Consider the following 25,957-nt stretch of genomic DNA (forward strand, 5'->3'; position numbering starts at 1 on the left):
AAAGTCTTAAAGCTAGCATGAAAGAAAAAAAGAAAGAGTTGCGGATTCAGTAAGAACTCATTTTGCTCCCAGTGTTTTAAAAAAACACTGGAGTACTATTTAATACAACAGTATCATTTTTAACACTCGCAGAATTTGGAAAGAAAAATGAGTATGTATATTTTTCCTGATCTGTGACCAATCTATCGACAATTTGTAATATTATTTTTTGTTTTAATTCATTTAAATGCATTTTTTTATTTTGCACGGAATCCAAAAAATTTTTAAATATATTAATCTCTGTAAGTCTATGTTCCAATACTTGTCTTACTAAGTCATAACCTTGCAAAGCAATAATACAGCGATTCAAATCTTGTTCGATATATTTAAACTCTGCATTAATATCTTTTAAAGTTTCCTGCCATGTTAAATGAATATGCGTATCCATTTTTAATTTTCGTCGCATTGAAATCATTGTTTTCTCTGATAATGATGCACCATTAAAGGAGCTAAATGTTTTTAAAAGTGTGGTAAATTCTCCATATTTTAGAGTATTTCCTCCTAATTCGACTCCAACATCTTCTAAACCTTTGGCAATAGGTAAAAGTTGATCAGAAAAACTTATAAAATGCCTCATTTGATCGAATATTTCTTTAGAACCAACTCGTTCATTTTGAAATAATGCTTCAAAAGTATTGACCACTGCTTCAAAAGTTGTACTACTTAAATTAATCCCATTGACTACAGAAATCGAAATATCATGAATATGTGGTAGCATTGCCATAAGTGTTCGTGATTTGTAATCTGAAAAATTTGGCGCAATTGTTTTAACCGAAAATTCTAAATTAGAAATTCGTGTACAAATATTTTGTAACGATTCTTCAATGAGTCTTGATGTTGATTCTTGCGCTAATGAACAAATTTCTAATACCACACGGGTAAAGCACGCATAATCATACAAAAACGAACACAATTCTTCGTTTTGCAGACACCATTTGCTTGCATAATTTCTTTTGGGCATGCTTGGATCTTCAAAAAACGGGCGACACAAATGATTTAATGATCCAACAATTTGATAGCCATCTTGTAATTTTACAAAACAGCCTTGCGCTTTGCCAAGATCTGCCAGTTTGTTTAAAGTCATTGATATTTTTTTTCTGTCATTTTTAGTATTAAATATTTCTACTTGAAAACTTTTAATCCCAATTTTTTTACCAAAACCTGGCAGTAACAACAAAATACGATAAATATGGGGTGGAATTTGAGATAATTGAAGTGGATTATTTAGCTTTAAAAAACAATCATACAGTTTTTGGAGACCAAGCCAGCTGACTGAGTACAAACCAGCAAAACTAATTTCTTTAGATTTTGAAAACGTGTCAATAACAGAGTCAAACTCTGTAGAATCTACAAGATGTCCTCTTAGGGTGCTGACACCTTTTTCAAACACCACTTCAAAGTCGTTTTCAATTTCCATGAATAAACCTCGGAAAATAAATATCCTAAGAAAATTCGGAAGAAACAAAAAAAAACTTTAGTGGGCAGAGAGCATGTTTTCTGGTTTTAGCGCTTCTTCTAATTGTTCTCGGGTTAACAATTTATGTTTTAAAACAAGCTGAAACACACTTTCCCCAGATTCTAGAGCTTCTTTGGCAATCATTGTGGAATTCTCATAGCCAATGAGTGGGTTTAATGCTGTAACAAGGCCAATACTATGTTCAACGGCTCTACGACAAGCTTCGCGATTGGCTGTTATTCCTTTGATGCACAAACGAGTGAGGGTTCGCATTGCTCTATTGAGCATATTCACGCTCTGAAAAATATTAAAAACCATCACAGGTTCAAACGCATTTAACTGGAGCTGTCCGCCTTCTGAAGCCATCGTAACAGACAAATCATTGCCAATCACTTGAAATGCAACCTGGTTAACAACTTCTGGAATAACTGGATTTACTTTTCCTGGCATAATACTGGAACCGGGCTGCATTGGAGGAAGATTAATATCTCCAAAGCCGCAACGTGAACCACTTGACAACAAACGGAGATCGTTGCTTGTTTTGCTAAGTTTAACCGCTAATCGTTTTAAAATGCCTGAAAACATCACAAAAGCCCCAGTATCGGGTGTTGCTTCAATGAGGTTTGGCGACGAAACAACAGGAAGTCCTGTTATAAGCTGAATCTTTTGAATTGCAGTGCCAGCGTATTTAGGGTGCGAATTGATTCCTGTACCAATAGCAGTACCGCCAATACTCAATTCTAAAAATAGTTTCGCCCCTTCGCGCAATCTTTCAATGTCTTCGCTCAACATTACAGCAAATGCTTCAAATTCTTGCCCCAAAGTCATAGGAACAGCATCTTGCAGCTGTGTACGCCCCATTTTTATAACATCAGAAAATTCTTTGCCTTTTTCTCTAAGAGCCATGCACAATTCTTCAAGAGACTCAATTAACGCAGGCACAGATTGCAAAGCAGCCAAGCGAATTGCTGTAGGGTATGCATCATTTGTAGACTGGCCAAGATTAACGTGATTATTTGGATGAATAAATTGGTATTCGCCGCGATTTTTGCCCCATAGCTCTAATGCACGGTTTGCAATCACTTCATTTGCATTCATATTGGTAGACGTTCCGGCTCCACCTTGAATCATGTCGACTAAAAATTGATCATGCCAATGCCCAGCAATGATTTCATCACAAGCCATCACAATATAATCAGATATTTCTTTGTTTAATACGCCCAATTCACTGTTTGCCAATGCAGCCGCTTTTTTAACTTGCGCCAGTGCTCTAATAAACATTGGAAAATCACGCAAAACAACACCCGTTATTGAAAAATTTTCGAGAGCGCGCAGGGTTTGAACACCGTAATAGGCTTCATTGGGAACCTCTCTATCGCCTAGGAGATCATGCTCAAGTCTGTTTTTACCAGAGTCGTAGCCCGTATAATGCACACTTGTATGTCCACCTGCTCCACGAGATAACTTACCAAAAACAAAAGAACCAATATTCATTTGAATTTTGCAAGAAATTTCTTGATGCTCGCGCATAAGTTTTAAAAAATTTTGCCGAGTGAAAATTGCCATTTCAACCGATGTGAGAGCTACAGCTTTTGCTTTGTGCAGAGTACCTTCTTTAAGTAAAGAAGCTTCTCCAACAAATTGACCAGGGCCATAAATTGTGGTGGGCTCTTCAAATTCAAAGGTTTCTGCAGAAACTTCAATGCGCCCTTTGAGAATTAGACGAAGCTTATCACGAACAAGTCCTGGTGAATAGAGAACATCTCCCTTAGAGTAGGTGACATTTTCTAAATAAGGAACAAGGGTCTTCATTTCATGTTCAGACAAGTTAGAAAAAACAGAGAATTGTGGAAAAGAAGCGAGATCCATGACAATAATTCCTCCAGATATGGACTTCTTTGTGTGTTACACCTAATTTACTTCGGTGACAATGAGAGTGTATTTGGAAAGCAACTGCAAACACATGGCTTTAACAAAAACTTCTTACGAGGATAAACTTATTTGATTTTTAAAGAAGATAAAATATTTTATTTAAATTGGGTTTATTTAAAAAATTCAAACAAAATATTTATAATAATATTAATTTCAGCTGCTTGTCATGCAATTTGCTTTTTTCTTTTTATATACTTTTTTGGAGTCGTAAACTTAAACAATAAAAGCACGATGACATCTAAAAATAAAGACCCAGTTCACATTCAGTTGCAGCCTTCTCGCTCCCTTGCAAACTCAGGCCAACTCAACAAAAAAAGCGCCCCCAAAGACACACACATACCACAAAACCGAACAGGAGGGGTTTTAACGGACCTTAATCCCAACTCTCAAAGCAGCGTATTAATTCCAGAATCTCTTTTTTCGCCTTCCCAAAAACCAGAACGCGATCCTTTATTATTAGATCAACACCCTCAAAAAACAACAAACAAAAAAATTGTCTCTATTCCAAAATCATCACAAAAAAAAGAAGTCCATGGCATAGAAGACTTTCTCCCTTCTAGTAGTCCTTCCTACATTGACAAGCTACGTAAAGAATCCTTAAAACATCCACAAATTGTAGGTGACAGTGGAGACGTTCCTATAGTCGGCGATGACCTTGCACCAAGAATGACACCAAAGATTTCTAATCGATATTCTGTAAAAGATCTGCGGCTATTTCAGTTCAGTTTAGAATTTAAGGAACGATTTAGTGGAATCTGGAATGCAAAAGAGAGATGGTTACCTCCAACTACTGTGTTAAGACCGGGAGATGTGGTGTACTATAAACTTTATATTCAAGGAGATGGAACCCTTAAAAAATTTGAAAATTTATCACACAAAAGAGCACCTCTGATAGATTTCACTCCAGTTGATAAAATGATTGAGGAAGTGATCACAAAAGTTTTTCCAATGAATGTTCCTCCGCATTTTACACATAATATGTTTACAGAGGTTGTCGCCATTCAGGTAGTAGGCACAAATCGTACTATTCAGTATTCTTTTCAATAGAAAAGAAATTAGGTAATTTTGATAGAATCGACGTTCTCAAAATGATACCTTTCTTATATATCATTAATGAAACTTTGAATGTACTTTAAACTGTTCATTCTCTCCATTTCCCCCAAGGGAGGATTCATGTTCGACTGGTTTTTTAGGCTTCTTTCACACGATTTGGCTATTGATTTAGGAACTGCTAACACGTTGGTCTATGTTAAAAACAGAGGAATTGTCGCCAATGAACCTTCAGTCGTTGCCGTTCAAAGGGACTCTCGGGGATTGCGTACTGTAAAAGCTGTGGGAAGGGCTGCAAAAGAAATGCTTGGCAGAACTCCTGGTACAATTGAAGCTGTCCGTCCTATGAAAGACGGTGTGATTGCTGATTTTGAGCTTACAGAAAAAATGCTGAGTTATTTTATCGGAGTTGCACACAATCACCGTTCTTTAGTGCGACCACGCGCTGTGATTTGTATTCCATATGGCATCACAGAAGTAGAAAAACGGGCTGTACGGGAGTCTGCGGAGTCTGCAGGATGCTCTTCTGTTTACCTTATCGAAGAACCTATGGCAGCCTCTATTGGTGCCGATCTTCCTATTCATGAGGCAAGCGGCAACATGATTGTGGATATTGGTGGCGGCACAACCGAAGTTGCTGTCATTTCGCTACTTGGTATTGTGTATTCAAAAAGCGTTCGTGTAGGCGGCGATAAAATGGATGAATCCATTGTCAACTATCTCAAACGCCGCTTCAATGTACTCATCGGCGAACGCACCGCAGAGCAAATTAAAATTGCCATTGGCTCGGCGTATCCAGAAGAAGAAATTCGCACCATGCAAGTAAAAGGGCGAGATCTTGTGGCGGGTATTCCTAAAACCATCGAAGTCACGAGCGAAGAAATTCGTGAAGCAATGCAAGAACCTGTCAATGCTATTGTCGAAGCAGTGCGTTTAGCGCTCGAAAAAACGCCACCAGAGCTGGCTGCAGATATTGTTGACAAAGGAATTGTGCTCGTAGGAGGAGGGGCATTGATTCGTAACCTCGACGTATTGTTGCGCGAAGAAACAGGCTTGCCAATTGTGGTAGCCGAAAACCCATTGACTGCTGTAGTATTAGGATCAGGCAGGGTTTTGGATAATCCCGAATTATTAAGAGAAGTGACTTTCTAACTCAAAAAACTTTATAAATGTAAAATAACTTTAAATTAAAATTGGGGTTGCCTCTTTCTAAATTCTTAATATACTAACTATAGTTTAGTGATTGGTTTATCTCTTTTTCGTTATATATCAATTATTTATCGTAAATCATAAAAAACCTATTAATGCCAATTAATAGTTGAGAAAAATCAATTAGAATTTGAATAAGTAGTTAAACAGGCAGGCAGAAAATCGTCCGAAAACATGGACGATAAGGCCTTTAGTCGATCGAACTTTTGATGCGATTTGAATACCGCTGGATTCAATTAACCAGTTAAAAAGGATTTCAATGGACTGCCGAATAGAGCTAACAGATTTAGAATAAACTTTCTCATCACTAGAAAGAGTTTTTTTATTCCGAGAGAGTTTAATTGGTGTGTGTAATTTAGAGTTTATTTGATTCAAGTTTTTTTTAGTTGATTTGTCACAGTAAGCACGATCGGCAAAGATTTGCGAATGTTTGAAGTTTAAAAGATCATTCTTAACAGCAGTTAAGTCGTGAGTTGCGGCGGGTGTGATTTTAAAATCAATAGGTGCGGCAAGTTTTTTATTTTGAAACAAAGCAGCGAGATGAAGTTTTAACCCATAGTAAAATTTATCTTTTGAAGAGCAATAGCCAATAGCAGAAATATCGTTTGCAGTATTGCACTTGTGCGCCCGAAAACCAGTTGTGAGTATAATAGGTAAAGAGTCAATAAGAATAAAAGGTTTGGATTTTGTTTTAGGGATTTTAAATTTATTATTTTTTAAAATAAAGTTTGCAAGTTCAGGAAAGAGTTTACTTAAGCTATTAAGTCTTGACAAAAATCCTTCATAAGAAGGCAAGTGAGGAAACCAGTTTGGAATAAAATTTTTAGTGAAGTTAAAAATAGCTTTTATATTTTTTTGTTTCATTAAAACTCCAAAGATGTAAATAGTGGTGACTTCTTGGTCTGTGAACGAGGGATTTGAGTTTGGACTAATTTTTAAAAAAGAGGTTGGAGAGAGTTGAGAAAAGAAATCGCAGGTAGTAAGGTATACAGTGATGAGTTGGCTCTGCCAGTCCATTGGTAGCTCCTTTGTTAATTTTGTTTGTGCAAAAATTATTTAACAAATTGGAGCTATTTCTTCAAGCCTCACAATAACTTTCTCAACTATTAACTGGCATTATTATTTACAAAATTATAAAATTAAATATACAATTTCGTTACACACGCATTTATAAAAAAATGGATAAAAAAATGCCATCGCAAGTACAAGAAAAATATACCATTAATACGCAATACCCTTCGGAAAACTTTAATGAACGCTCGCTTGAACCAATTCAATTTTTAATTCTACACTATACCGCTGCACCCTTACAAATTGCGCTCAATGCCCTGACCCAAAAAGGAAAAGTGAGTAGCCATTATCTTGTGCCTGAACTAAAGATAAACAATAAAAGAATTGTGTATCAGCTGGTTGAAGAAAACAAACGCGCTTGGCATGCTGGTGTGAGTGCATGGGATAATAAACTAAATTTAAATAACACATCAATAGGAATTGAAATTGTCAATTTGGGATTTATCTACAATAACGAAACTAAAAAAACAACCTGGTTTCCGTATTCCGAAGAACAAATAGAAACTCTGATATTATTATGCCATAATATTATTCAACGCCATAATATTCTACCGCAACATGTACTGGGGCACGCGGATGTTGCCCCTGGTCGTAAGTTTGACCCGGGGTTGCTGTTTCCTTGGCAAAAACTTGCAAAATATGGCATTGGTGCCTGGGTTGATGAAGAAGAAATAAAAGAATTATTATCCAATATCACAGAACCTAAAAATGTGGCGCAATGGCAACAAAAATTGCAAGAATATGGTTACAAAATTAAAATCACAAATAAAAAAGACGCCCAAACATTAGCCGTATTAAACGCTTTTCAAATGCACTTTAGGCCACAAGCAATAACCCAAGAAATGGATTTAGAATGCTACAAAATTTTATGTGCCTTAATTCAAAAATACAAACAAACAACCTTAATCAGTTAAAAATTAAGATGGCTCTGTCGTTAAATTTAGTGATGATGCGTTTTTATTATTTTCTAACATCACAACTTCTTTTAAATGGATGTAAAGGCGGTAGTTGTAGAGAAGTAAGAAGAAAGAAAATGGAACTTTAAAAAAAATTTCATTTTCGATATTAAAATCATGCGGCAAGGATAAAATTTTTAATTTATTCATAATAGCAAATAATATCATTAAAAACACAAAAAATAAAAAAATAAAAAATAAAAATCTAATACCTAGTACAAAATTCAAGCTTAAAAATTTTCCTAAAAAATCTTTACTTTTGTATTTTTTAAATAAAATATAAATCATAGTAAATAATAAAATTTCATGAATATAAAAATAAATTTCTTTAATAACATCTGTGTAATTCCTATCAATTTCATTGATAGGTATAAAATTTACAGAAGAATACAATAGAACCGACATAAATAAATACTTACACCTTTCTATCTCCGTTAACTTTTCCTCAATAATATCTTTTTTTAGTTTTTTAATATTAAAAAAATACATAAAAAATTTTTCCTTTTAATTTTGCATTGTAGACAATGAGTATTGCTGTGATTTTAAATTATTATCTTTATAAAAACTCTTAAAATGCAAATTCATAATAATTAAAAAATTTAACCCACGTATCCCATCAATAATATAAACCATATATTCTTTATTTGCAGTTAAAAAATCACTATAAAAAAATGATGGCAATACATAATTAATAACAATAAATATAGGCGTGTAAATAATACTCAATCGCACCAAAACAACAATACTTATACGCCGTCCACTAAGTTTTTAACATAAGCTTGCCTTAGGTTTTGAATTCATAATTGACTTGACAATTTTTTGTGTTAATTGATTCCAACCACTAGAGCATTTTTGAACGAGATCTTCATAATCTTTATAAATTTTAAATGATAAGTGATTCCTTTTAAAATAACTCCATAACCTTTCAATTGGATTTAACTCTGGAGAAAATGAAGGTAAAAAAATAAATGATATATTTTGGGGTAAAATTAATTTTTTGCTTTTATGTGCACTAGCTCCATCTAGTATCATAATAATATGCTCATTCTTAGGTACGGTCTTGGAGTACTCATTGATAAAAATTTGCATGTTTTCAACATTTAAATTTGGTAATATCATTCCAAAATATTTGCCCGTATCTTTGTTAGCAGTAGCATAAATCCATGAGTTTAAATAACCCATTTGAGTTTTAAATTCTGGTCTGATTGGGAAAGGACTCCAAATACCAGATTTTATTGTCATTTGTCCAAATCGTGATTCATCTTGAAAATCTATGTTTATTTTTTTTCCTGGATTTTTTACTTTAATTTCATTAATTTTATTTGGTAAATCTTTAATCCATTCGGCCATTTTTTCTGGGTCATTTTTTATATGCTTTGTTCTTGGAACAACTCTTCTTATTAATGTTCTTTGAAGGAACTTGTATAACCCACTTTTACTAAATTTTTTTTTAATTTCGTTTTGGATTCTATAATACTATTTATTATTTGGGCATGAACAACTTTTTCCTCATTAAATTCAGAATTTAATTGAATGATTTCAGTTTTTAAAATTTCAACTTCTTCTTTATTTACAAAGGATGGACGACCAGAACGTGGTTTATCAAGTAAAAAATAAATACCATTATTCTTATAGTTTGAAACCCAATAATTTGCCCGTCCTCTTGAAAGGCATAATAAAGTTTCAATCTTTTTTTCAGAAAATCCTACGGAATATAAAAAAATTATAAATAATCGACGTAAAAGATTAAAACTTAATTTATTTTGAGGTATTCTCTTTAAATCATCCATAAGTTGTTGTACATTATTCATTGTGCTGCAGTGTCCTTTTATAAAAGAAAGTACGAATGTTAACTGCAGCATATCCTGTTTTCAATATTCATCAATTTCCGTATAAATATTTATTTTTGGTTATCTATGTTGCCAACAAACTTAGTGGACGGCGTATTAGTACTGTAAATTTTTCTAAAAACTGGCAATTATCTGCGCATTGATTTTGCTTAAAACAGAAATATATACAATACAAATAAATAGCCAATGAAATAAAACTCTGCGGATAAATAAGAAAACAAATATCAATATAATTCATATATTTTAACAACATCACAATAAAAAAAATAATTGTTATTAAAAACATAATTTTAAATATATCTTTTTCAGCAACACCATTTTCAACAATGCTCTCTTTAAGTTTTTTAACATTCCATAAATACACAAAAAACCTCCTTTTATAAAAAATTATAAATATTTAACATAAAATTTTAAAAAAACTCAATTAAATTAGAAAATATTATTTTTTAGATAAAATGATTAAAAAACAATTTTTTTAGAAATATAATAAAAAAACCCTTCTATTGCAATAGAAGGGTTTTTAAAAGAACGTAATTTTTAACTATTAAATTCTATTATAGACTATACGCTACATAAACATTTGCAGAAAGCTCGTTAAAGCGATCGCTCTTATTATCAGTAATTTTAAGATAGTTAAAATTATAAGAGGCTCCAGCACCTACACTAACTTCTGGTGTTACCTTGTAAGTACCAATTAAGCTTGCCCCATAAGAGTAATTTTTAATGTAACCATGACCTACTGATTCTTCTGAATGTTTGTGAAGTAGTAGAGGACTATAACCAAAATTGCCCAATGCAAAAATTGCAAGCTCGTTGGTAGCCTTAAATTTAAAACCCGCATAGCCAAAAAGCGATAATTTAATTAAACTCCAATCATATTTATTCGTTGTATGCGAAAAATTTACTCCGCCCCCAACAACTGGCGAACCAAAAGCAGTGTCGCTCACAGCAAACAACGCAGAAGCACCAAGATTGTAACCATTATACTTAGAGTTAGTAGAATTAATCACAGTGTTTTGCGCAATACCCACAGAACCTAATAGATCTAAATTTGTTGCAGAGCCTGCAGCAAATGCGGCAGTAGAAAAAGTGATTGCGCTTAAAAAACCGGCATACTTAACTAGAGACATCTTTAACTTCCTATATAACAGTAAAAAACAAATTATTATTTTTAATAAAAAATAATAATAAAAATAATAACTATACTTATTCATATTTGTCAATAATTAATTAAAAAAATTTCTGGTTATGGTTTTTAATTATAGTTCAAAAAAACAGTTAATTATAATTTTTGGTTAGCAATGCATTATTAGGATAAAATGACTTCAATCCTAATAAGTCTAAAATTTTTTTAAATTATGAGGAAAAATGATTGGATTATTTCTGTACAAGCATTAACCGTTATATTTTAATGTTAAATATTAATGTTAGAATTAAAAATTTACTTTGTTAAGATGGATCTGCGCTTAAATGTTGCAATGATACATTTTTGTTATTTTCTAACATCACAACTTCTTTTAAATGAATGTAAAGGCGGTAGTAGTAGATAAGACCGATAAAAGAAAATGAAATTATAAAAAAAATCCCATCTAGAGCGTTAAAATCAGGAGGTAATGACATAAATTTTAATTCATTCATAATAGCAAATAATATCTTTAAAAACACAAAAAATAAAAAAATAACAAATAAAAATCTAATACCTAGTACAAAATTCAAGCTTAAAAATTTTCCTAAAAAATCTTTACTCTTGTATTTTTTAAATAATTTATAACTCATCATTAATAAAAAAATTTCAAATATAAACCACCAAATTTCAATAATAGCATCTGTATAATATTTATCAACTTCATTGATAGCTATAAAAATTGAGGAAGAATACAAAATAATCATAACAAATAAATACTTACACTTTTCTTTTTCTGTTAACTTTTGCTCAATAATATCTTTTTTTAGTTTTTTAATATTAAATAAATACATAAAAATTATTTCCTTTAATTTTGCACTGTTGATAATGAGTATTTCTGTGACTTCAGCTTACTGTCTTTACAAAAAGACTTAAAATGCAAATTCATAATAATTAAAAAATTTAACCCACGTATTCCATCAATAATATAAACCATATATTCTTTATTTTTAGTTAAAAAATCACTATAAAAAAATGATGGCAATACATAATTAATAACAATAAAGATAGGGACGTAAATAACACTCAATCGCAAAACCACAACAAGGCTTAGTACTGTTAATTTTTCTAAAAATTGGCAATTATCGCCTCGTTGATTTTGCTTAAAACAGAGATATATGCAAAACAAATAAATAGCCAATGAAATAAAACTCTGCGGATAAATAAGAAACCGTAAATCTATATAATGTGTAACTGCTAACAACATGACAACAAAAACAACACATGAAATTAAAAACATAATTTTAAATATATCTTTTTCAGCAACACCATTTTCAACAATGCTCTCTTTAAGTTTTTTAACATTCCATAAATACACAAAGAACCTCCTTTTATAAAAAATTATAAATATTTAACATAAAATTTAAAAAAAACTCAATTAAATTAGAAAATATTATTTTTTAGATAAAATGATTAAAAAACAATTTTTTTAGAAATATATTAAAAAAACTCTTCTATTAAAAATAGAAGAGTTTTTAAAAGAACGTAATTTTTAACTATTAAATTCTATTATAGACTATACGCTACATAAACATTTGCAGAAAGCTCGTTAAAGCGTTCTTGAGTATTGACTTCGTTTTTAAGGTAATTAAAATTATAAGTTGCACCAGCACCAACACTAATCTCTGGCATCACTTTATACATACCAATTAGGCTTGCACCATAAGAGTAATTTTTAAAGTTCAATTCAACATTTTTAGTGTTTTTAGTTTTCGTAAATAATACAGGATTATAACCAACATTGCCCAATGCAAAAATTGCAAGCTCGTTGGTAGCCTTAAATTTAAAACCAGCGTGACCAAGAAGCGCTAATTTAAAAAGACTTATATCTTCTTTAAAAGTATGGGCAAAATTTACTCCACCCCCAACAACTGGCGAGCCAAAAGCAGTGTCGCTCACAGCAAACAACGCAGAGGCACCAAGATTGTAACCATTAAACTTAGGAGCATCTGAATTAACAAAAGTACTTTGAGTAAAACCCATAGAGCCCAATAGATCTAAATTTGTTGCAGAACCTTCTGCAAAAGCAGCAGTAGAAACAGTGATTGCGCTTAAAAAACCGGCATATTTAACTAGAGACATTTATAAAACCCCTTATCATCATAACAAATACTTTTACAGATTTGTATAAAAAATCAAAAGAGTTATATAAATGTTTTATATTTTCATGTCAAGTTCAAAAAATAAAATTTAAAAATACTATTCATGAAAAGGTTTTTAAAAATAACTTCTGATAAAATTTTGACATCCTCCCCTCAATAATTAAGGGGATTCCCTAGATACAAAAGAAAAACTAGCTAGAATTTTTCTTTGTATGAGTCGGCCTATCATGCCCGATAGGGACGACTGGCTCTGTATGCTCGCAATATATTTCTTGAAGCATTTACGTCTCTGTCGTGTACAGCTCCGCACTTTTCACAGTTCCAGTGTCTTACTCCAAGCCCGATCCGTGGTAGTATTTCACTACACTTTGAGCACGTCCGAGTTGAATCTCTTTCTGAAATTTCTTTGTATATTGCGCCAGCTCTAACGGCTTTGTAACGCAACATATTTTTAAACATCCCTATCCCTGAATCGAGGGATATTCCTGCTAGTTTTTTATTGCGATTCATTAACTTACAAGGAACATCACCAACTACAATGAGGGAACATTTTTTAACAAGTTTTGTTGACTCCTTATGCAAATAGTCTTGTCTTATATTGGCAACTTTTACGTGTCGTTTTCGTTCTAGTTTTGCTTTGGGAAGTGAATGATATTTTTTACTTTTTGATTGCTTTCTTTGTGCAAACCTTTGGCATCTTTTTAAATACCTTAATTTTGCTAAAGCATTTTTTCTTAAGTTTGGACGTTCTATCTTTTTGCCATTTGAACATGTTGCAAGAGTTTTAATTCCAATATCTATGCCAATTTCTTTATCATCTTCTCTGTTAATTTTAATCAAATCACTTTCAAAAGCAACATTTAAATACCAATGACCACTCTTATCTTGACAAAATGATCCTGTTTTTATTTTCGCATCTTCTGGTAGTTCTCTTGAATTCCAAAAAGAAAATTCATTCTTATTATAGGATATTTTTCCATTATTTATTTTAATTGCAGATGATTTAAATGGCACCCATCCCAAAGATTTTTTACCACGCCAACGCAATAGTGCTTTAAATTGTTTTCTGCGGGTGATGTATTCTTCAGAGACAAATTGAACTGTTTGAGAATGCAGTTCTAACTCTTTTGAGCTTCCGCTTACAAGATTATTCATTTCAAATTTTGTTAAAAAATACGGAATAGAAACTTTTTCACCTGATTTTTTATCATCTATTAACTTAACAGGTTTATTTTTAAGTGCTTCTTGTTGAGTTTGTTTGCAAAAATTCCATACCATATTTACAGAACGAGACATTTTTGAAAGCACTCTACTTGCTTTCCCTGAATCTTTAATTCTGTAGTGATATGTTGTTATCAAATCGAACAAACTCATTTAACTTAAAAAAAAATTATATAACAAAAATACAAGTAAAGCTAACTTTCGACAAGCAAAAAATTTCTATCGTCATTTTGCTTGCTTTGTGCGGCTTTCAATTCAACCTTGCACCGTTTGGTGCTGTGGTCTCTTCAGCGAGCTTATATCCTCGCTCTAAAGAACGAGGTCTTGCGCTCGGTTGCGATAAATGAAACACAAAATACAAATTAACTGCAATCTCATTAATGCGCATTGATATCGATGTGGCATCAAAAATACCCAAAAATTGATTTTTATAGTATGCAACAGCTAAGCCCATACTTTTTTCTGAAAAAACTGATATAAGGCTATTAAAGTTGCTCAATATAAAACTAACATTGTAAAATCCTTTACAGGAGCAACTTTTAAACCTGCATTGGCAATTGTAGCAATTCGAATAAACCTGTGTACAGTCAATTGATTGAGCCAATTTAGTTCAGCATATTCTGCAGATAATAAATTAATTTCTGCACCAATAACAGGACTAAAAACTGAAGAATCTAAAAAAGCATAGAGTCCAGAAACTCCAAGATTTTCGCAAAACGGATTTATATTGCTAGAACCACTAGCAGAATCAGAACCAACAGTCACAGTGCATGATTATTACCAAAACTTGTAACCCCATAATTTAACAATAAATCAAAATTTGATATTGAAAATGTCAATGAGATATTTATAAAAAATTAAAAATTAAAAATTAAAATTCCAAGACATTGAAAAAATTAAATTAAAGTTACTTGTCAAATTTAAAGACATTTAAACTAATAATAGAAAGACAATAAAAAATTATATTAAAACTATTTTCTGAGGCAAACGCCTTGTTGTATCAACTTTATCACAAAGGATTTTTTAATGAAATTAGTAATTTATCTTTTTTGCTTATTTAACATGATTGCCTATGCAGAAGAAACACATATTATTTTTATAAATACAAAACCTTTAGATATTAAATTTAAAGGATATAAATTTAAATTTTTAGATTGTTTTAAAATTTATGACAACTCTAAACAATCTGTAATTTCAGATAAACAAACTGGTAATATAATTTTAAAACACAACTCTTATGGCGAATTTATTGTTAACTCTGCGTGTTTTTCAGAAAATAATCCAGAATTATTATTTATAGCCAGCAATTCATTTTTAGGATACAATTACTTTAATTCTGATAAAAATAAAATTTCTTTTAAATTAGTTGGAAAAAGCGATTGGCTCATTCCACAGCAAACAATTTCTAGTCATATTTTAACTTTAAATATAAATGATAATAGCAATATTTAAAAAATAACTTATCAAAATAAATTTTAAATTATAAAATATATTATCATTAATTTAAAGCAAATTAATTTTAATAATCTTGACTAAAAAACACATTTGCATGTTTTTCAAGTTTTTTATAGTTTAACAATTTATTGACTATTGGCAATGGAATTTCCTGATTTTTAACCAAACTAAACAATTCTAATATGGATAATTTTTCAAAGGAATCAAATAAATTTTCTGGTATTTTATTATAATCATCTACAAATAAAGTTAAAATTGAGATATCTTGGCTATTTTTAAAAAATTCTTCTGGAATTTTAGAGTTAGCTGCAAAATTTATAGAAAAATCGTGCAAAAATTTTAAATTATAAATTAAGTTAATAGGGATGTTTTTTAAATTATTTCCATTCAAATACAAAACCCTTAATCCAACTAAATTATCAAAAACACTAGAATATAATATATTTAATTGATTATCACTCATATCCAAATGATTTAAAAGTGCCATATCATCAAAAAAATGCGGAGGTAAATAACTAATTTTATTTTTATTTAATTCGAGAGTATGAACTGAATAAAAACCTGTTAGCGCACTGATATCAGATATATTTTTATTATCTAATGACAATTCAAATGTATATTTAATTTCTTGATCACTCTTATTGCATAAGCCAATTGCATGCGCAGTTTTTCGAGGCAATAAAGCGATATCCGCTTGGCACCAATAGCGGTAAGTATGATTGAGCAATATAGTAAACTCTCCTTCTAAATTGCCTTCACTATTATAAATCTCAAATTCACATGGTGTTGCAGTCACTACATGATTTGGAAATTTTACACCTTTTACTTTATTGCCATCTGTTTTTAACTCTAAATTTTTGCAAATTTTGTTAGAAGAATTTTTATTTACAAATGTAAAATTTGGGTTATCCTCAGGCAATCTTAAATTTTGATGCTTAATGTAAAAATCACTCAATTCACTTAAATTTCCTGTGGCACCACCCAGTGTTTTTTCTTCATTTTGATTGCGAGAAATCTTACCAATACTCGTACCATTTCGCTGTGGAATTAAATATACAATTCTATTTTGATGCATTGTTAAAACATCATTTTTTTCATGAAAATAATTTTGCCACTTGCATGATAAATAATCACTAATTAATTTATCATAAAACATTTTAATATTTTTTTTATTTAGCTGACTTCTAAACTCAGAAAAATTATTTAAATTTCTGCACTGAAAATAATCACTTTTTATCTCTTGTTCTGTAATACTATCTAAATCAAATCCCATTGAATGCAATGAAAAATTAAAAACAAATATAGATACAGTAAGCTTAACAATGAATTTAAACATAAGATTTCCTTATTTAAATTAATACAATATTTAAAGGATTATCAATAATTAAAAAATTTTTTAATTATTGATACGTAAAAATTATATATTAGCAATATTTTTTTATTACAAACTATTAATAAAAAAGAATAATTTGCTTAGTGTTTGTGATTTTAACTTTAAATTTTATTTTTGTCAATTTTACTATATATGTTAAATTATTTAAAATATATTAACAAACAATAGTAACAATAAAATATAATTAAAAATATTATTAATTATTATAAAAAATTAAAAAATTTAATATACTCTTTCATATACCCCAAAAAAAATGTACTATAATTTAAATTATTTCAGATTTAAAACTGCTCATAACTTTTTTTGTAAAATTGAGAAATTATATGAAATTTTTAATTATTTTAATAAATTTATTTATTATTATTTTACTTATACTTGATAATCATTTATCTGCCAATAGTTTAAATAATACTCAACCACACCATTTTGACAAAAAAGGAAAAACACCCTCAAAATTTACAATTGAAAAGCAAAAAAAAATTTTAGAAAGCCTACCTTTTGATGACAAACTTGATTTTGAAGAAGCAAAAAAAGGTTTTATTGCAGCCCCATCCTACAAACAAATTAAATCAAACAATGGCAACATTGTTTGGAATATGGAAAGCTATGAGTTTTTACTCCAATCTCAACAAAAATTTGCCAGCATCCATCCATCACTACAACGACAAGCAGTTCTTAATATGGCATATGGACTGTATGAGGTTGTACCAAATAATATTTATCAAATACGTGGCTTTGATATTGCAAATATGACGTTTATCAAATCAAAAAAAGGATGGATTATCTTTGATCCTCTCACGACATCCGAAACCGCTCATGCCGCATTAGAGTTTGTCAATAAAACTCTTGGTAAACGTCCAGTTGTTGCCATTGTGTATTCGCATTCGCATGCAGATCATTTTGGCGGAGTTCTTGGGATAATTGGTGATCATGATGTTAAATCAAAAAAAATTGCAATTATTGCTCCTTCTGGCTTTATGGAACATGCAATTTCTGAAAACATTTACGCGGGAAATGTAATGAACAGAAGGCTTTTTTTTCAGTATGGCTTGTTACTTCCTAGAAATCCCTATGGTCATGTTGACCAAGCAATTGGCAAAAACATGGCTTTTGGAAGTGTTGGACTTATTCCTCCCACTCGCTATATTAAAAAAGATTTTGAAACGTTAACAATAGATGGCGTTACAATGGAATTTCAAAACACTCCTGGAACCGAAGCCCCTGCAGAAATGAATACTTATTTTCCTCAATTTAACGCATTTTGGGCGGCAGAAAATATTACAAGCACAATTCATAATATTTATACTTTACGAGGCGCTATGGTTCGCGATCCTCTTGCATGGTCTCAGCATATCAACCAAGCCTTATATCGTTATGGACAACGGGCAAAAGTCATGTTTGCCTCCCACACCTGGCCGCGCTGGGGCAACACACGCATTCAAGACATAATGCGAACACAACGAGATGTGTATGCCTACTTAAATAATAGAGTGTTACATCTTGCCAATTTAGGAGTGACAATCAATGAAATTCACAATGTTTTTTCTTTACCAGAAAGCCTAAAAGCAAAATGGGCTGCGCACAGCTATCACGGATCCGAAGCCCATAACTCTCGTGCCGTAATAAACCGTTACCTTGGTTATTGGGATGCAAACCCAGCAAATCTTACCCCATTATCGCCTAAAGACTCTGCTCCACTTTATGTTGAAATGATGGGTGGAGCAGAAAAAATAATAAACAAAGCACAATCACTTTTTAACGAAGGCAAATATTTATTTGCTATCGAACCTCTTAACAAGCTGGTATACGCTGAACCACAAAATATTAAAGCTAAAGATTTACTTGCTGATTGTTACGAGCAAATTGGCTATCAAAACGAAAGCGCAAGCGTGCGCAATAGCTTTCTTGCCGCCGCTTTTGAGCTCAGACACGGAATTCCAACAGGAAATACACCAAAAACCGTGATGAGTAATATGAGTCATTCTATGCCAACTTCATTGTGGTTAAATAGCCTAGCAATTATGTTAGATACAAAAAAAATTAATAACTTAAAAATACTAATGAATTTAATTATACCAGATAAAAAAGAAAAATTTATAGTAGAAATTAGCAATTCAACTCTGACGAATATTCAAAATGTTCAAGCAAAAAATCCTGATATCACATTAACGATTAATAGAATTGAATTTGAAAAAATTATAAATGGAGAAACAACTTTAAACAAACTTATTTCTGATAAAAAAGCACATTTAGTTGGAGATGTGTCGGTTTTTAATAAAATATTTAAGTCGTTAATAAAGTTTCCTTTAAACTTTGAACTAATACCAGGAACAGCAATAAATAAAAATTTATATGAGATTGATAACGGGTTTTAAGCTTTAGAAAAAATTCATTTACAGTTGTGATTGTACTGGTAATTAATATTATCTTATTTAATAAAAAAACACCAAAATAATGTCAAACAGCAACATCAGCAAAAAGGATTCAGTCTCTATTGACATACTATTATTTTATTGCTGAAGAAACATTTTTTGAATATACAATTAACATCACAATTTTTTTTAATTAGAAAAACAATTTTCTCAGCTTTAAATTGACGTAGATAATAATTCAATCATTTCATAATCTTCGTACTTTTTTGCAAGATCTAATGGAGTTTGATCCTTTTTATTTTTCATAGAAGACGGATTCACTTTTTTTGATTTCATAAACATTTCAGCTATATCTAAATATCCTTTTCTTACTGCTGCATGCAATGCAGTATTTCCTTTATGATCAACTTCACTTAGCTGTATACCTGTTTGGTTTAAAAGTAATGTTACAATTTCTATATGCCCATTTTGTACAGCTTTATAAAGCGGAGTAGTGCCATCATAATTTTTTTTATTAATATCAGCTCCATTTTTTATCAGCAATTCAAAAGCTTCTTTACAATTATTCTCTGCAGCAATTATCAAAGGTGTTGAGGTATAATCTAACATTTGATTTGCCATTGTTACAGGTGTTATATCTTTTTTATCAGATTTTCTTAGGAAATTAGGTTGAGTTAAATGACCTCTCCGTCCTAAATTAATGACACAATTAACATTGGCTTTGTTTTTTATCAAATAACTTATCAAACGAGTATTATTATTCTTTGCTGCAACAAATAATAATTTGTTGACATCATCTGGCTGAGCTGGATTTAATATAATATTAAATCCATTATTTTTATTTCTTTCATCAAAATTTTCTGGTATAAAAATCTTTTCTTTTGTAAAAATTTGATAACATAAAAATTGTGGTTCATATTTTTTAATTCGTGCACTTGAATTTAAAACGTGTCCTAACTTTTTCGCGATCATAGTAGTTAAATTTACAATATTATTACCTTTATGAATAGAGTTAGAAGCATTAGAAAATACATGACGCAATCCAATATTTTTCACTATATGTTCTGGATTATTAGGATCGTAAAGATAAATTCTATAGTATCCATATTCTTTATCATCATATATAAAAATACCTATTTCAAAAAGAGATGTATTGATTAAAATACAAACATGATTATTAGAACTATTTATTATTTTTAAAATTTCTTTTGCAAAATTAACTAAATTTGCTTCATTTGTCCAGTTATTTATAATTCCGACTGTTGTAAAAAACACGAGATTGGAACTTATATCATTTGAAAGATCTTTCAAATAATTTCCAAATTTAATAATATCATTTAAAGGAAATTCTTTAGGAAATATTTTAGGATATTTTGTCGCCAATTTTTTAAGAACTCTGCGATCGGAACGATCTGTAATTTCTTGAAAATCTGGATTTCTTTCCTCCGGATAAGCTTCCTCGCCATCCTCCCAATAATATTGAGTAATATTAGTTCCTTTTAAAATTCTATCCTCAATTATTCCATAAAACCATTTTAGAGTGATTTTTTGTAAATATTCATTTATAGATAGTTTATTATTTTTAGTTTTTGCTTCATTTAAACTTTTTTTTAATTCAGAATAAAACTCTTTTAAGTATAAATGTTTACTCTCTATTAATAATTCACCCTTATTCTTTAAGAACTCATTCATCATACAGATAAGCCAGAGCATAGTAAATCCTGAGCAGAAGTCCTTGGTTTTTTCAAAACCAAATCTTTCTAAAATAAGCTGCTTGTTGACTTCATGATTTGAAAAATATTTTTCAATTTTATTATTTTCATTGATTTTTGATAAAATATTATTAGGCATATTTGTATCCTTTTAGGAAAGGCTAATTTAAATAGAAATTAAAAATTTGATAAATTTAACTATATATTCTAAAATTTTATGATAATCTTTAATAAAACCTAAGTAAATCAAGTATAAAATGATCTATTTTTAGTGTGATCTAATAATAGTTAACATTATTAACCATAATATTTTTCATATTCAAGTAAAAATTTAAAGTCAAGCTTTAAATAGATGAAAATATTATTATAAAATAACTTAATAAATTTAATAATACGAATTTTTATTCATGTTTAACAATAACTTGTGCTTTATTAAACATGAATCGTTTTGGAGGGACAACAATCGATTTGCCAAACTTTCAAAATATTAAAAAAATCGATTCATTAGAGAGAAGAAATAAAATAAAGAGGTACAAAAATCGAAGATGCTAAAGAATATAGATGCCCAAAAAAACAGAGACACAAATACAAAACTAAAAATCAAAATACAATTTTAAATATTAAGCATCAATCACTTACTCAATTCTAAATATTAAGGATAACTTATAAAAATCTCAGGAAAAACAACAACATTATCGACTGTTATTGCTTTTAAATTCATTTTATAAACCTGCCCCAAAATAGGTTCCGACTCAAATGTGTACTCAATTTGATTATGAATTTTAATTGGATTATCATAGTTTAAGGGCATACTGAATTTTTCTCCTGCTTTTGCAGTATATTTGATACTTGAATCTTCATTCGGTTTTTTGAATTCAAATTGAGTTATATTTAATTGGCAATTTTCGCCTTTTTTTACAGGAATGTCTAAATAATTGTTATTATCATCTTCTTGAATATAAAAGTGTTTTTTTGAGAGTATTTTTGAATACGTGTCACATTGAATATTAGCGACAACATTAACAAGTATTCCATCTATTTCTTTGCTCTTTGCACTGTCATGGCTAACATAAAAAACATAATCTTGAATTTGATTTTCAGTATAAGCAGCATAAGCAGCAAATGAAAATAAACTCGAAATGAAGATAGACTTTAAAAAATTTTTTTTCATGGTTACTCCTAAAATTTTTAGATAAATAAAAACTACACTGTATATCAATGTCAGTTTATATTATTTTTTTATAGTTTTCAATAAATTATATTTATTTTTTATTGTTTTTTTAAAATTACTTATCTTAAACTGTAAATATTAAAAAATAATAGCTTACCAAAAAAATATTTAAATATGAACCACATTACAGGGCTTTTTTATATATTGATTCTTGCCATGAATTTCAAAATGAAAATACTTATTTTTTAAAGAGTTATTTTTTAAATATACTGTTAAACCATGGTATGTATCCATATGAATAACTGTATTTGTAAAAAAATCTTTTCTATCTAATGTTATATAATCAGAAAGTATAAACATAATTTCATTAGGAAAAATTTTTCCAAATTTATACAAATGCGAATGATTAACTTTAAAAGTAAAATCAGCACAAATGGAAAAAAATAACGATAAATGCTGATACGGATTAATAATTGCAAGATTACAAACAGAATCTTGAAAGTTGCCTGGTTGAAATACTGTTTTACCTGTATACAAATTAAAATCATCACTCAAATAAAAATTGTTTAAATTTTTTGCTCTATTATATTCGTAAAAAGGTTGTATTTTAGAATATTTTCCAACTATTTTAGATTTTTTTCTTTATTATTTAAATTAATTATATCTTGAATAGTTAAAATATTTTGAGGAGAAGCTATAACATAAAGTGAGTTTTTAATTTTAATATCATATAAACTATCAGAAAAAAGATTATCAGATATACTATTAGAATTAGATAAAAGAAAATTTACATGAGCTTCATAACGGCTTTTATGTTTTGGCAAAAAATCTTTTGCGGATGGGATTGTACTCGCAATTAATATGATTTTGTGTTTTTTTAGGTTTTCTATTAATAACTTTAACTTATTTAAGCAATCCTTTTTCTTATCATGCCAGACATATGACTTACACTCTCCAGAAAAAGTATATTCTGGAAAAAAAATAATATAAAGCTGATTTTCATCGGGTATCAAATTTGCAAAAAATATTTTTTCAATAAAATAAATAATACCATCTGTTTTTTGCTCAATTGTCCAGTTAGAGTTATGCAAAAAAGTTGTATAACTAATTCCAATATAATTAATTTTCATTTGTTTCCAAAATATTTTTTATGTAAAATAATTACTAAAATATTGTTATTAATACAATATTTTAGTAAATTTTTGTTTACTATTTATTTATTTTAGAAATCAAGTTATTTTTGAATTTTTAATTTTTATTAATTTTTTATAATATTATAAAAATTTGTATTTTTTTACTAAATTAATAACAGTATAAATTATTGGTATTCAATGATTTTGAGCTTAAATTGTATGAAAAATATCAATTCGTACAGCATATTAGTATAATTAAATTAAACTATTAAAGTAAAACAATCTGATTTTAATGTAAAAAAACAACTAATCGACATTCTTTTAACGTAAGCTCGATTTTTTGAATAAAGCACTGTATTTATTGTAATAAACCTTAAATGAGTATTTGAAAATGTAAAAATTTTGTTCTAAATTACCTGAAAGCACTTAATTGTATAATTTTGGGTTTCTTTATTTATTATTTTAAAATTCAAATCTTGGAGACTATTGTGTTAAAAAAACAGATTACTTTAGAAAATATAAACTTATCAGAAGAAATGCTATTGATAAAAAATTTTAAACCGTCTTTTATAATAATGACTTTACCATTATTGTTATTTTTATTAAGTTATATAATACCATTTTCAAAAAATTTTCATTATATTTTTTCTTTTATATATTTTTTAATGACGATACATTATATTTACAAATGTAGATTAAGTTTTATCTCAAAAAACGAGATTAAAATAAATATTAATTTCAGTTATTTATTTTGTTTTTTTCCTAATTTTAGCAATATTAATATCAATAATTTAAAAATCAAAAAGGTAAAAATATTTTTTATAGAATTTTATATAATAAGTTATAAAAATAAGGCAAACAACAAAAATGGTATTTTTGTATCACGATATTAATTTTAATATTAATTAAAAGAACTCATGTTCTTTTGCGCAAAACAATTAATTGCTTTGGTTGTCCTTAACATTTAGAACGTTGCTGAAAAATTCTAAATATTTTTACTGCCGAGGGTCCTATGTTGCTCTCAATTCCACACTAAAAAAATATATATTTAAATGGACTTATAGTGAAATAGTGAAAATTTTACAACTGAAGCCTACAAGAGAACCTGAAGTTGATATTATTTTAAGCCATATTGTGTGCCACTATAAATAGCACTCTAACACCCTAATTTTTTCTTAATTCTTTCAACATTTCTTTTCTATTTAAATAAACTTCCATATATTTGTAACTTTCTTGTATAGCAAGATTAAATTCTTTTTCATTTGTTTCTTTGTAGAGATACTCAAATCGAATATTCTGAAACCCAGGAACAACTGATGACAATTGTCTTTGTACTTCTGGTATTTTTAAAATTAAATAAAATTCAATTAAACAATGCCCACCCTCTAAATACAATAAAAGTGAGGTTGCTAATTTAAAAAAATTTATAAAAAACTGATTATCTCTTGCAAATTCGTATTTAAAATTATTATAAACAAAATGGTGTGGTTTTATAGCACCATTACTGTTTTTTAAAACTGTTTCGCACAATGTTTCAATATAAACTCTTAAAATAGCCAGTATAGTACCAGACAAAGAATTCACAAAAGGATGAACCCCTAATTTAGAAATATGATAAGGATGATTTTTTTCTTGTGAACTCAACTTTGGTATATGCATATCTGGACATCTATCATCAATAATAGCAAGCCTATTATTGCTCGAATAACGTGGATGAATAACTCTATCATAATATGGAGCAGGATCACTCGAACGCATAATACCAGCTTTAGAAGAATAACTTGAGTAAAATTTTTCATCCATAGATTTTTTAAATTGATCTTCTTTTAATATTTTTCCTCTGTAAGCATTTGATAAGCAATCTTTACCATAAACATCTAAAATTTGTTTTTTGTAACCTTTAATTGTATACTCATAATAAAGTGACAACCAAGTATAATTTAAAAATTTATCAATAATATTTTTTTCAGATGAACTATAATTTTCTAATGTATGCAACATAGTTTCTGCTTTTAAATCGTATTTTTCTTTCGCATAATATAATAAATTTAATAATTTACGAGGATTTCTTCCTTCTTCTTTAATATAATGAATTTTGTTTTTAATAAATATATTTTTACATAACGGATCTGAAGTAGATATATTTAATAAATTTAAAAACGCGATTTCAAAAAAAAATTTTAGCTTATTAATAAAATAAACATCTACGAGAATTTTTTTGGAAATTCTAAAGGCTAATTTTGTTTCAAAAAATCTTCTAACAGGATCATTCAAACTATCAATTTCATTAAAATCAATAATTTTTTCTGTTAAATTTAAAATAGAAACCATTCTTCTTATTTGATCTTGTGGTATGCCTGTAAGTAATATTTTTTCTAAATTAAAGTGCCTTAATTTTTTATGATATTCTTCATTACAGTAAACCATTAACAAAAATTGAAAAGGAGAGTATATTTTGTTCATTTTCATAAAATTTCAAAAAAAAATTAATCAAAATTTTGATATAAATTATCAATCTATATAAAAAAACCAAAAAATTGCTACTTTAAATTACTCATATATGCAATACTTTTTTTAAAATTAATGAAAAAATTTATAGCAATATATTTACGACTAATTAGAATTTATTTATTTATATTTTAAAGTGAAATT

General features: G+C 29.1%; 25 protein-coding genes. 5 read left to right on the top strand and 20 right to left on the bottom strand.

Annotated features, from left to right (window positions below):
• Positions 1–76: 76 nt before the first annotated feature.
• On the bottom strand, positions 77–1,456 hold the full coding sequence (locus tag Spiro2_RS06965; RefSeq protein ID WP_338634959.1) for a hypothetical protein: 1,380 nt from the start codon (positions 1,454–1,456) through the stop codon (positions 77–79).
• A gap of 57 nt (positions 1,457–1,513) precedes the next feature.
• Complete coding sequence (gene aspA / locus Spiro2_RS06970; protein ID WP_338634960.1) at positions 1,514–3,364, bottom strand: aspartate ammonia-lyase; 1,851 nt, start codon at positions 3,362–3,364, stop codon at positions 1,514–1,516.
• 132 nt (positions 3,365–3,496) lie between these two features.
• On the opposite strand from aspA, the gene Spiro2_RS06975 reads away from it, so the two are divergent.
• Positions 3,497–4,474 carry a hypothetical protein gene (locus Spiro2_RS06975; RefSeq protein ID WP_338634962.1) on the top strand — a complete coding sequence of 326 codons (978 nt, stop codon included), beginning with the start codon at positions 3,497–3,499 and terminating at the stop codon, positions 4,472–4,474.
• 126 nt (positions 4,475–4,600) lie between these two features.
• Positions 4,601–5,629 carry a rod shape-determining protein gene (locus tag Spiro2_RS06980; protein WP_148697668.1) on the top strand — a complete coding sequence of 343 codons (1,029 nt, stop codon included), beginning with the start codon at positions 4,601–4,603 and terminating at the stop codon, positions 5,627–5,629.
• 180 nt (positions 5,630–5,809) lie between these two features.
• Here the strand turns inward: Spiro2_RS06980 and Spiro2_RS06985 are convergent, their stop codons facing one another.
• Positions 5,810–6,703 (bottom strand): IS982 family transposase, encoded by an 894-nt coding sequence (locus Spiro2_RS06985; RefSeq protein WP_338634920.1) that lies wholly within the window; start codon positions 6,701–6,703, stop codon positions 5,810–5,812.
• A 173-nt stretch (positions 6,704–6,876) separates the two neighbouring features.
• On the opposite strand from Spiro2_RS06985, the gene Spiro2_RS06990 reads away from it, so the two are divergent.
• A complete protein-coding gene (locus tag Spiro2_RS06990) occupies positions 6,877–7,671 on the top strand; it encodes an N-acetylmuramoyl-L-alanine amidase (RefSeq protein ID WP_338634965.1) in 795 nt (264 codons plus the stop codon).
• 3 nt (positions 7,672–7,674) lie between these two features.
• Here Spiro2_RS06990 and Spiro2_RS06995 read toward each other — a convergent pair whose 3' ends face one another.
• From Spiro2_RS06995 to Spiro2_RS07045, 11 genes are all read right to left on the bottom strand, one after another.
• Entirely contained in the window at positions 7,675–8,202 is a 528-nt protein-coding gene (locus Spiro2_RS06995; RefSeq protein ID WP_338634966.1) for a hypothetical protein, read from the bottom strand.
• A 279-nt stretch (positions 8,203–8,481) separates the two neighbouring features.
• The gene (locus tag Spiro2_RS07000) at positions 8,482–9,180 is read right to left on the bottom strand and encodes an IS630 family transposase (protein ID WP_338637753.1); all 699 of its coding nucleotides are present in this window, start codon (positions 9,178–9,180) and stop codon (positions 8,482–8,484) included.
• Positions 9,114–9,524, bottom strand: a complete 411-nt coding sequence (locus tag Spiro2_RS07005) for a hypothetical protein (RefSeq protein ID WP_338634792.1) — start codon at positions 9,522–9,524, stop codon at positions 9,114–9,116. Before Spiro2_RS07005 ends, Spiro2_RS07000 begins: the two co-directional genes overlap by 67 nt.
• A gap of 103 nt (positions 9,525–9,627) precedes the next feature.
• Complete coding sequence (locus tag Spiro2_RS07010) at positions 9,628–9,927, bottom strand: hypothetical protein (protein ID WP_338634967.1); 300 nt, start codon at positions 9,925–9,927, stop codon at positions 9,628–9,630.
• A 190-nt stretch (positions 9,928–10,117) separates the two neighbouring features.
• Complete coding sequence (locus Spiro2_RS07015) at positions 10,118–10,693, bottom strand: hypothetical protein (RefSeq protein WP_338634969.1); 576 nt, start codon at positions 10,691–10,693, stop codon at positions 10,118–10,120.
• Positions 10,694–11,012: 319 nt separating this feature from the next.
• Positions 11,013–11,540: a hypothetical protein gene (locus Spiro2_RS07020; RefSeq protein WP_338634970.1), complete on the bottom strand. Its 528-nt coding sequence runs from the start codon at positions 11,538–11,540 to the stop codon at positions 11,013–11,015.
• Between the two features lie 14 nt (positions 11,541–11,554).
• Positions 11,555–12,064 carry a hypothetical protein gene (locus tag Spiro2_RS07025; protein ID WP_338634971.1) on the bottom strand — a complete coding sequence of 170 codons (510 nt, stop codon included), beginning with the start codon at positions 12,062–12,064 and terminating at the stop codon, positions 11,555–11,557.
• A gap of 191 nt (positions 12,065–12,255) precedes the next feature.
• A complete protein-coding gene (locus tag Spiro2_RS07030) occupies positions 12,256–12,828 on the bottom strand; it encodes a hypothetical protein (RefSeq protein WP_338634972.1) in 573 nt (190 codons plus the stop codon).
• A gap of 245 nt (positions 12,829–13,073) precedes the next feature.
• Positions 13,074–14,207: a transposase gene (locus Spiro2_RS07035; RefSeq protein ID WP_338634973.1), complete on the bottom strand. Its 1,134-nt coding sequence runs from the start codon at positions 14,205–14,207 to the stop codon at positions 13,074–13,076.
• 112 nt (positions 14,208–14,319) lie between these two features.
• Positions 14,320–14,523, bottom strand: a complete 204-nt coding sequence (locus Spiro2_RS07040) for a hypothetical protein (protein WP_338634974.1) — start codon at positions 14,521–14,523, stop codon at positions 14,320–14,322.
• A 41-nt stretch (positions 14,524–14,564) separates the two neighbouring features.
• Positions 14,565–14,834 (bottom strand): hypothetical protein, encoded by a 270-nt coding sequence (locus Spiro2_RS07045; protein WP_338634975.1) that lies wholly within the window; start codon positions 14,832–14,834, stop codon positions 14,565–14,567.
• A 261-nt stretch (positions 14,835–15,095) separates the two neighbouring features.
• Here Spiro2_RS07045 and Spiro2_RS07050 point away from each other — a divergent pair, with 261 nt between their 5' ends.
• Positions 15,096–15,521 (top strand): hypothetical protein, encoded by a 426-nt coding sequence (locus tag Spiro2_RS07050; RefSeq protein WP_338634976.1) that lies wholly within the window; start codon positions 15,096–15,098, stop codon positions 15,519–15,521.
• A gap of 67 nt (positions 15,522–15,588) precedes the next feature.
• On the opposite strand, the gene Spiro2_RS07055 is transcribed toward Spiro2_RS07050, so the two are convergent.
• Positions 15,589–16,860, bottom strand: coding sequence for a leucine-rich repeat domain-containing protein (locus tag Spiro2_RS07055; protein ID WP_338634977.1), 1,272 nt, complete (start codon positions 16,858–16,860; stop codon positions 15,589–15,591).
• 380 nt (positions 16,861–17,240) lie between these two features.
• Between Spiro2_RS07055 and Spiro2_RS07060 the strand changes: the two genes are divergently transcribed.
• The gene (locus Spiro2_RS07060) at positions 17,241–19,292 is read left to right on the top strand and encodes an alkyl/aryl-sulfatase (protein WP_338634978.1); all 2,052 of its coding nucleotides are present in this window, start codon (positions 17,241–17,243) and stop codon (positions 19,290–19,292) included.
• 213 nt (positions 19,293–19,505) lie between these two features.
• Here Spiro2_RS07060 and Spiro2_RS07065 read toward each other — a convergent pair whose 3' ends face one another.
• The 5 genes from Spiro2_RS07065 to Spiro2_RS07085 form a co-directional block, all read right to left on the bottom strand.
• Complete coding sequence (locus Spiro2_RS07065) at positions 19,506–21,140, bottom strand: ankyrin repeat domain-containing protein (RefSeq protein ID WP_338634979.1); 1,635 nt, start codon at positions 21,138–21,140, stop codon at positions 19,506–19,508.
• Between the two features lie 513 nt (positions 21,141–21,653).
• Positions 21,654–22,172: a hypothetical protein gene (locus Spiro2_RS07070; protein ID WP_338634980.1), complete on the bottom strand. Its 519-nt coding sequence runs from the start codon at positions 22,170–22,172 to the stop codon at positions 21,654–21,656.
• A 168-nt stretch (positions 22,173–22,340) separates the two neighbouring features.
• Positions 22,341–22,709 (bottom strand): hypothetical protein, encoded by a 369-nt coding sequence (locus tag Spiro2_RS07075; protein ID WP_338634981.1) that lies wholly within the window; start codon positions 22,707–22,709, stop codon positions 22,341–22,343.
• Positions 22,710–22,795: 86 nt separating this feature from the next.
• Positions 22,796–23,302: a hypothetical protein gene (locus Spiro2_RS07080; protein ID WP_338634982.1), complete on the bottom strand. Its 507-nt coding sequence runs from the start codon at positions 23,300–23,302 to the stop codon at positions 22,796–22,798.
• Between the two features lie 1,167 nt (positions 23,303–24,469).
• A complete protein-coding gene (locus Spiro2_RS07085; RefSeq protein ID WP_338634983.1) occupies positions 24,470–25,774 on the bottom strand; it encodes a hypothetical protein in 1,305 nt (434 codons plus the stop codon).
• Between the last annotated feature and the right edge of the window lie 183 nt (positions 25,775–25,957).

Source organism: Spirobacillus cienkowskii, from assembly GCF_037081835.1.
GTDB lineage: Bacteria > Bdellovibrionota_B > Oligoflexia > Silvanigrellales > Silvanigrellaceae > Silvanigrella > Silvanigrella cienkowskii.

Bases quoted from the DNA above. Each gene is read 5' to 3' on its own strand.
- Spiro2_RS07050 (WP_338634976.1), top strand. From the start codon at position 15,096: ATGAAATTAGTAATTTATCTTTTTTGCTTATTTAACATGATTGCCTAT.
- Spiro2_RS07070 (WP_338634980.1), bottom strand. From the start codon at position 22,172: ATGAAAAAAAATTTTTTAAAGTCTATCTTCATTTCGAGTTTATTTTCA.
- Spiro2_RS07085 (WP_338634983.1), bottom strand. From the start codon at position 25,774: ATGAAAATGAACAAAATATACTCTCCTTTTCAATTTTTGTTAATGGTT.
- Spiro2_RS07030 (WP_338634972.1), bottom strand. From the start codon at position 12,828: ATGTCTCTAGTTAAATATGCCGGTTTTTTAAGCGCAATCACTGTTTCT.
- Spiro2_RS06990 (WP_338634965.1), top strand. From the start codon at position 6,877: ATGCCATCGCAAGTACAAGAAAAATATACCATTAATACGCAATACCCT.
- Spiro2_RS07020 (WP_338634970.1), bottom strand. From the start codon at position 11,540: ATGTATTTATTTAATATTAAAAAACTAAAAAAAGATATTATTGAGCAA.
- Spiro2_RS06995 (WP_338634966.1), bottom strand. From the start codon at position 8,202: ATGTATTTTTTTAATATTAAAAAACTAAAAAAAGATATTATTGAGGAA.
- Spiro2_RS07040 (WP_338634974.1), bottom strand. From the start codon at position 14,523: ATGGGCTTAGCTGTTGCATACTATAAAAATCAATTTTTGGGTATTTTT.
- Spiro2_RS07080 (WP_338634982.1), bottom strand. From the start codon at position 23,302: ATGAAAATTAATTATATTGGAATTAGTTATACAACTTTTTTGCATAAC.
- Spiro2_RS06980 (WP_148697668.1), top strand. From the start codon at position 4,601: ATGTTCGACTGGTTTTTTAGGCTTCTTTCACACGATTTGGCTATTGAT.
- Spiro2_RS07065 (WP_338634979.1), bottom strand. From the start codon at position 21,140: ATGCCTAATAATATTTTATCAAAAATCAATGAAAATAATAAAATTGAA.
- aspA (WP_338634960.1), bottom strand. From the start codon at position 3,364: ATGGATCTCGCTTCTTTTCCACAATTCTCTGTTTTTTCTAACTTGTCT.
- Spiro2_RS06965 (WP_338634959.1), bottom strand. From the start codon at position 1,456: ATGGAAATTGAAAACGACTTTGAAGTGGTGTTTGAAAAAGGTGTCAGC.
- Spiro2_RS07060 (WP_338634978.1), top strand. From the start codon at position 17,241: ATGAAATTTTTAATTATTTTAATAAATTTATTTATTATTATTTTACTT.
- Spiro2_RS06985 (WP_338634920.1), bottom strand. From the start codon at position 6,703: ATGGACTGGCAGAGCCAACTCATCACTGTATACCTTACTACCTGCGAT.
- Spiro2_RS07055 (WP_338634977.1), bottom strand. From the start codon at position 16,860: ATGTTTAAATTCATTGTTAAGCTTACTGTATCTATATTTGTTTTTAAT.
- Spiro2_RS07005 (WP_338634792.1), bottom strand. From the start codon at position 9,524: ATGAATAATGTACAACAACTTATGGATGATTTAAAGAGAATACCTCAA.
- Spiro2_RS07015 (WP_338634969.1), bottom strand. From the start codon at position 10,693: ATGTCTCTAGTTAAGTATGCCGGTTTTTTAAGCGCAATCACTTTTTCT.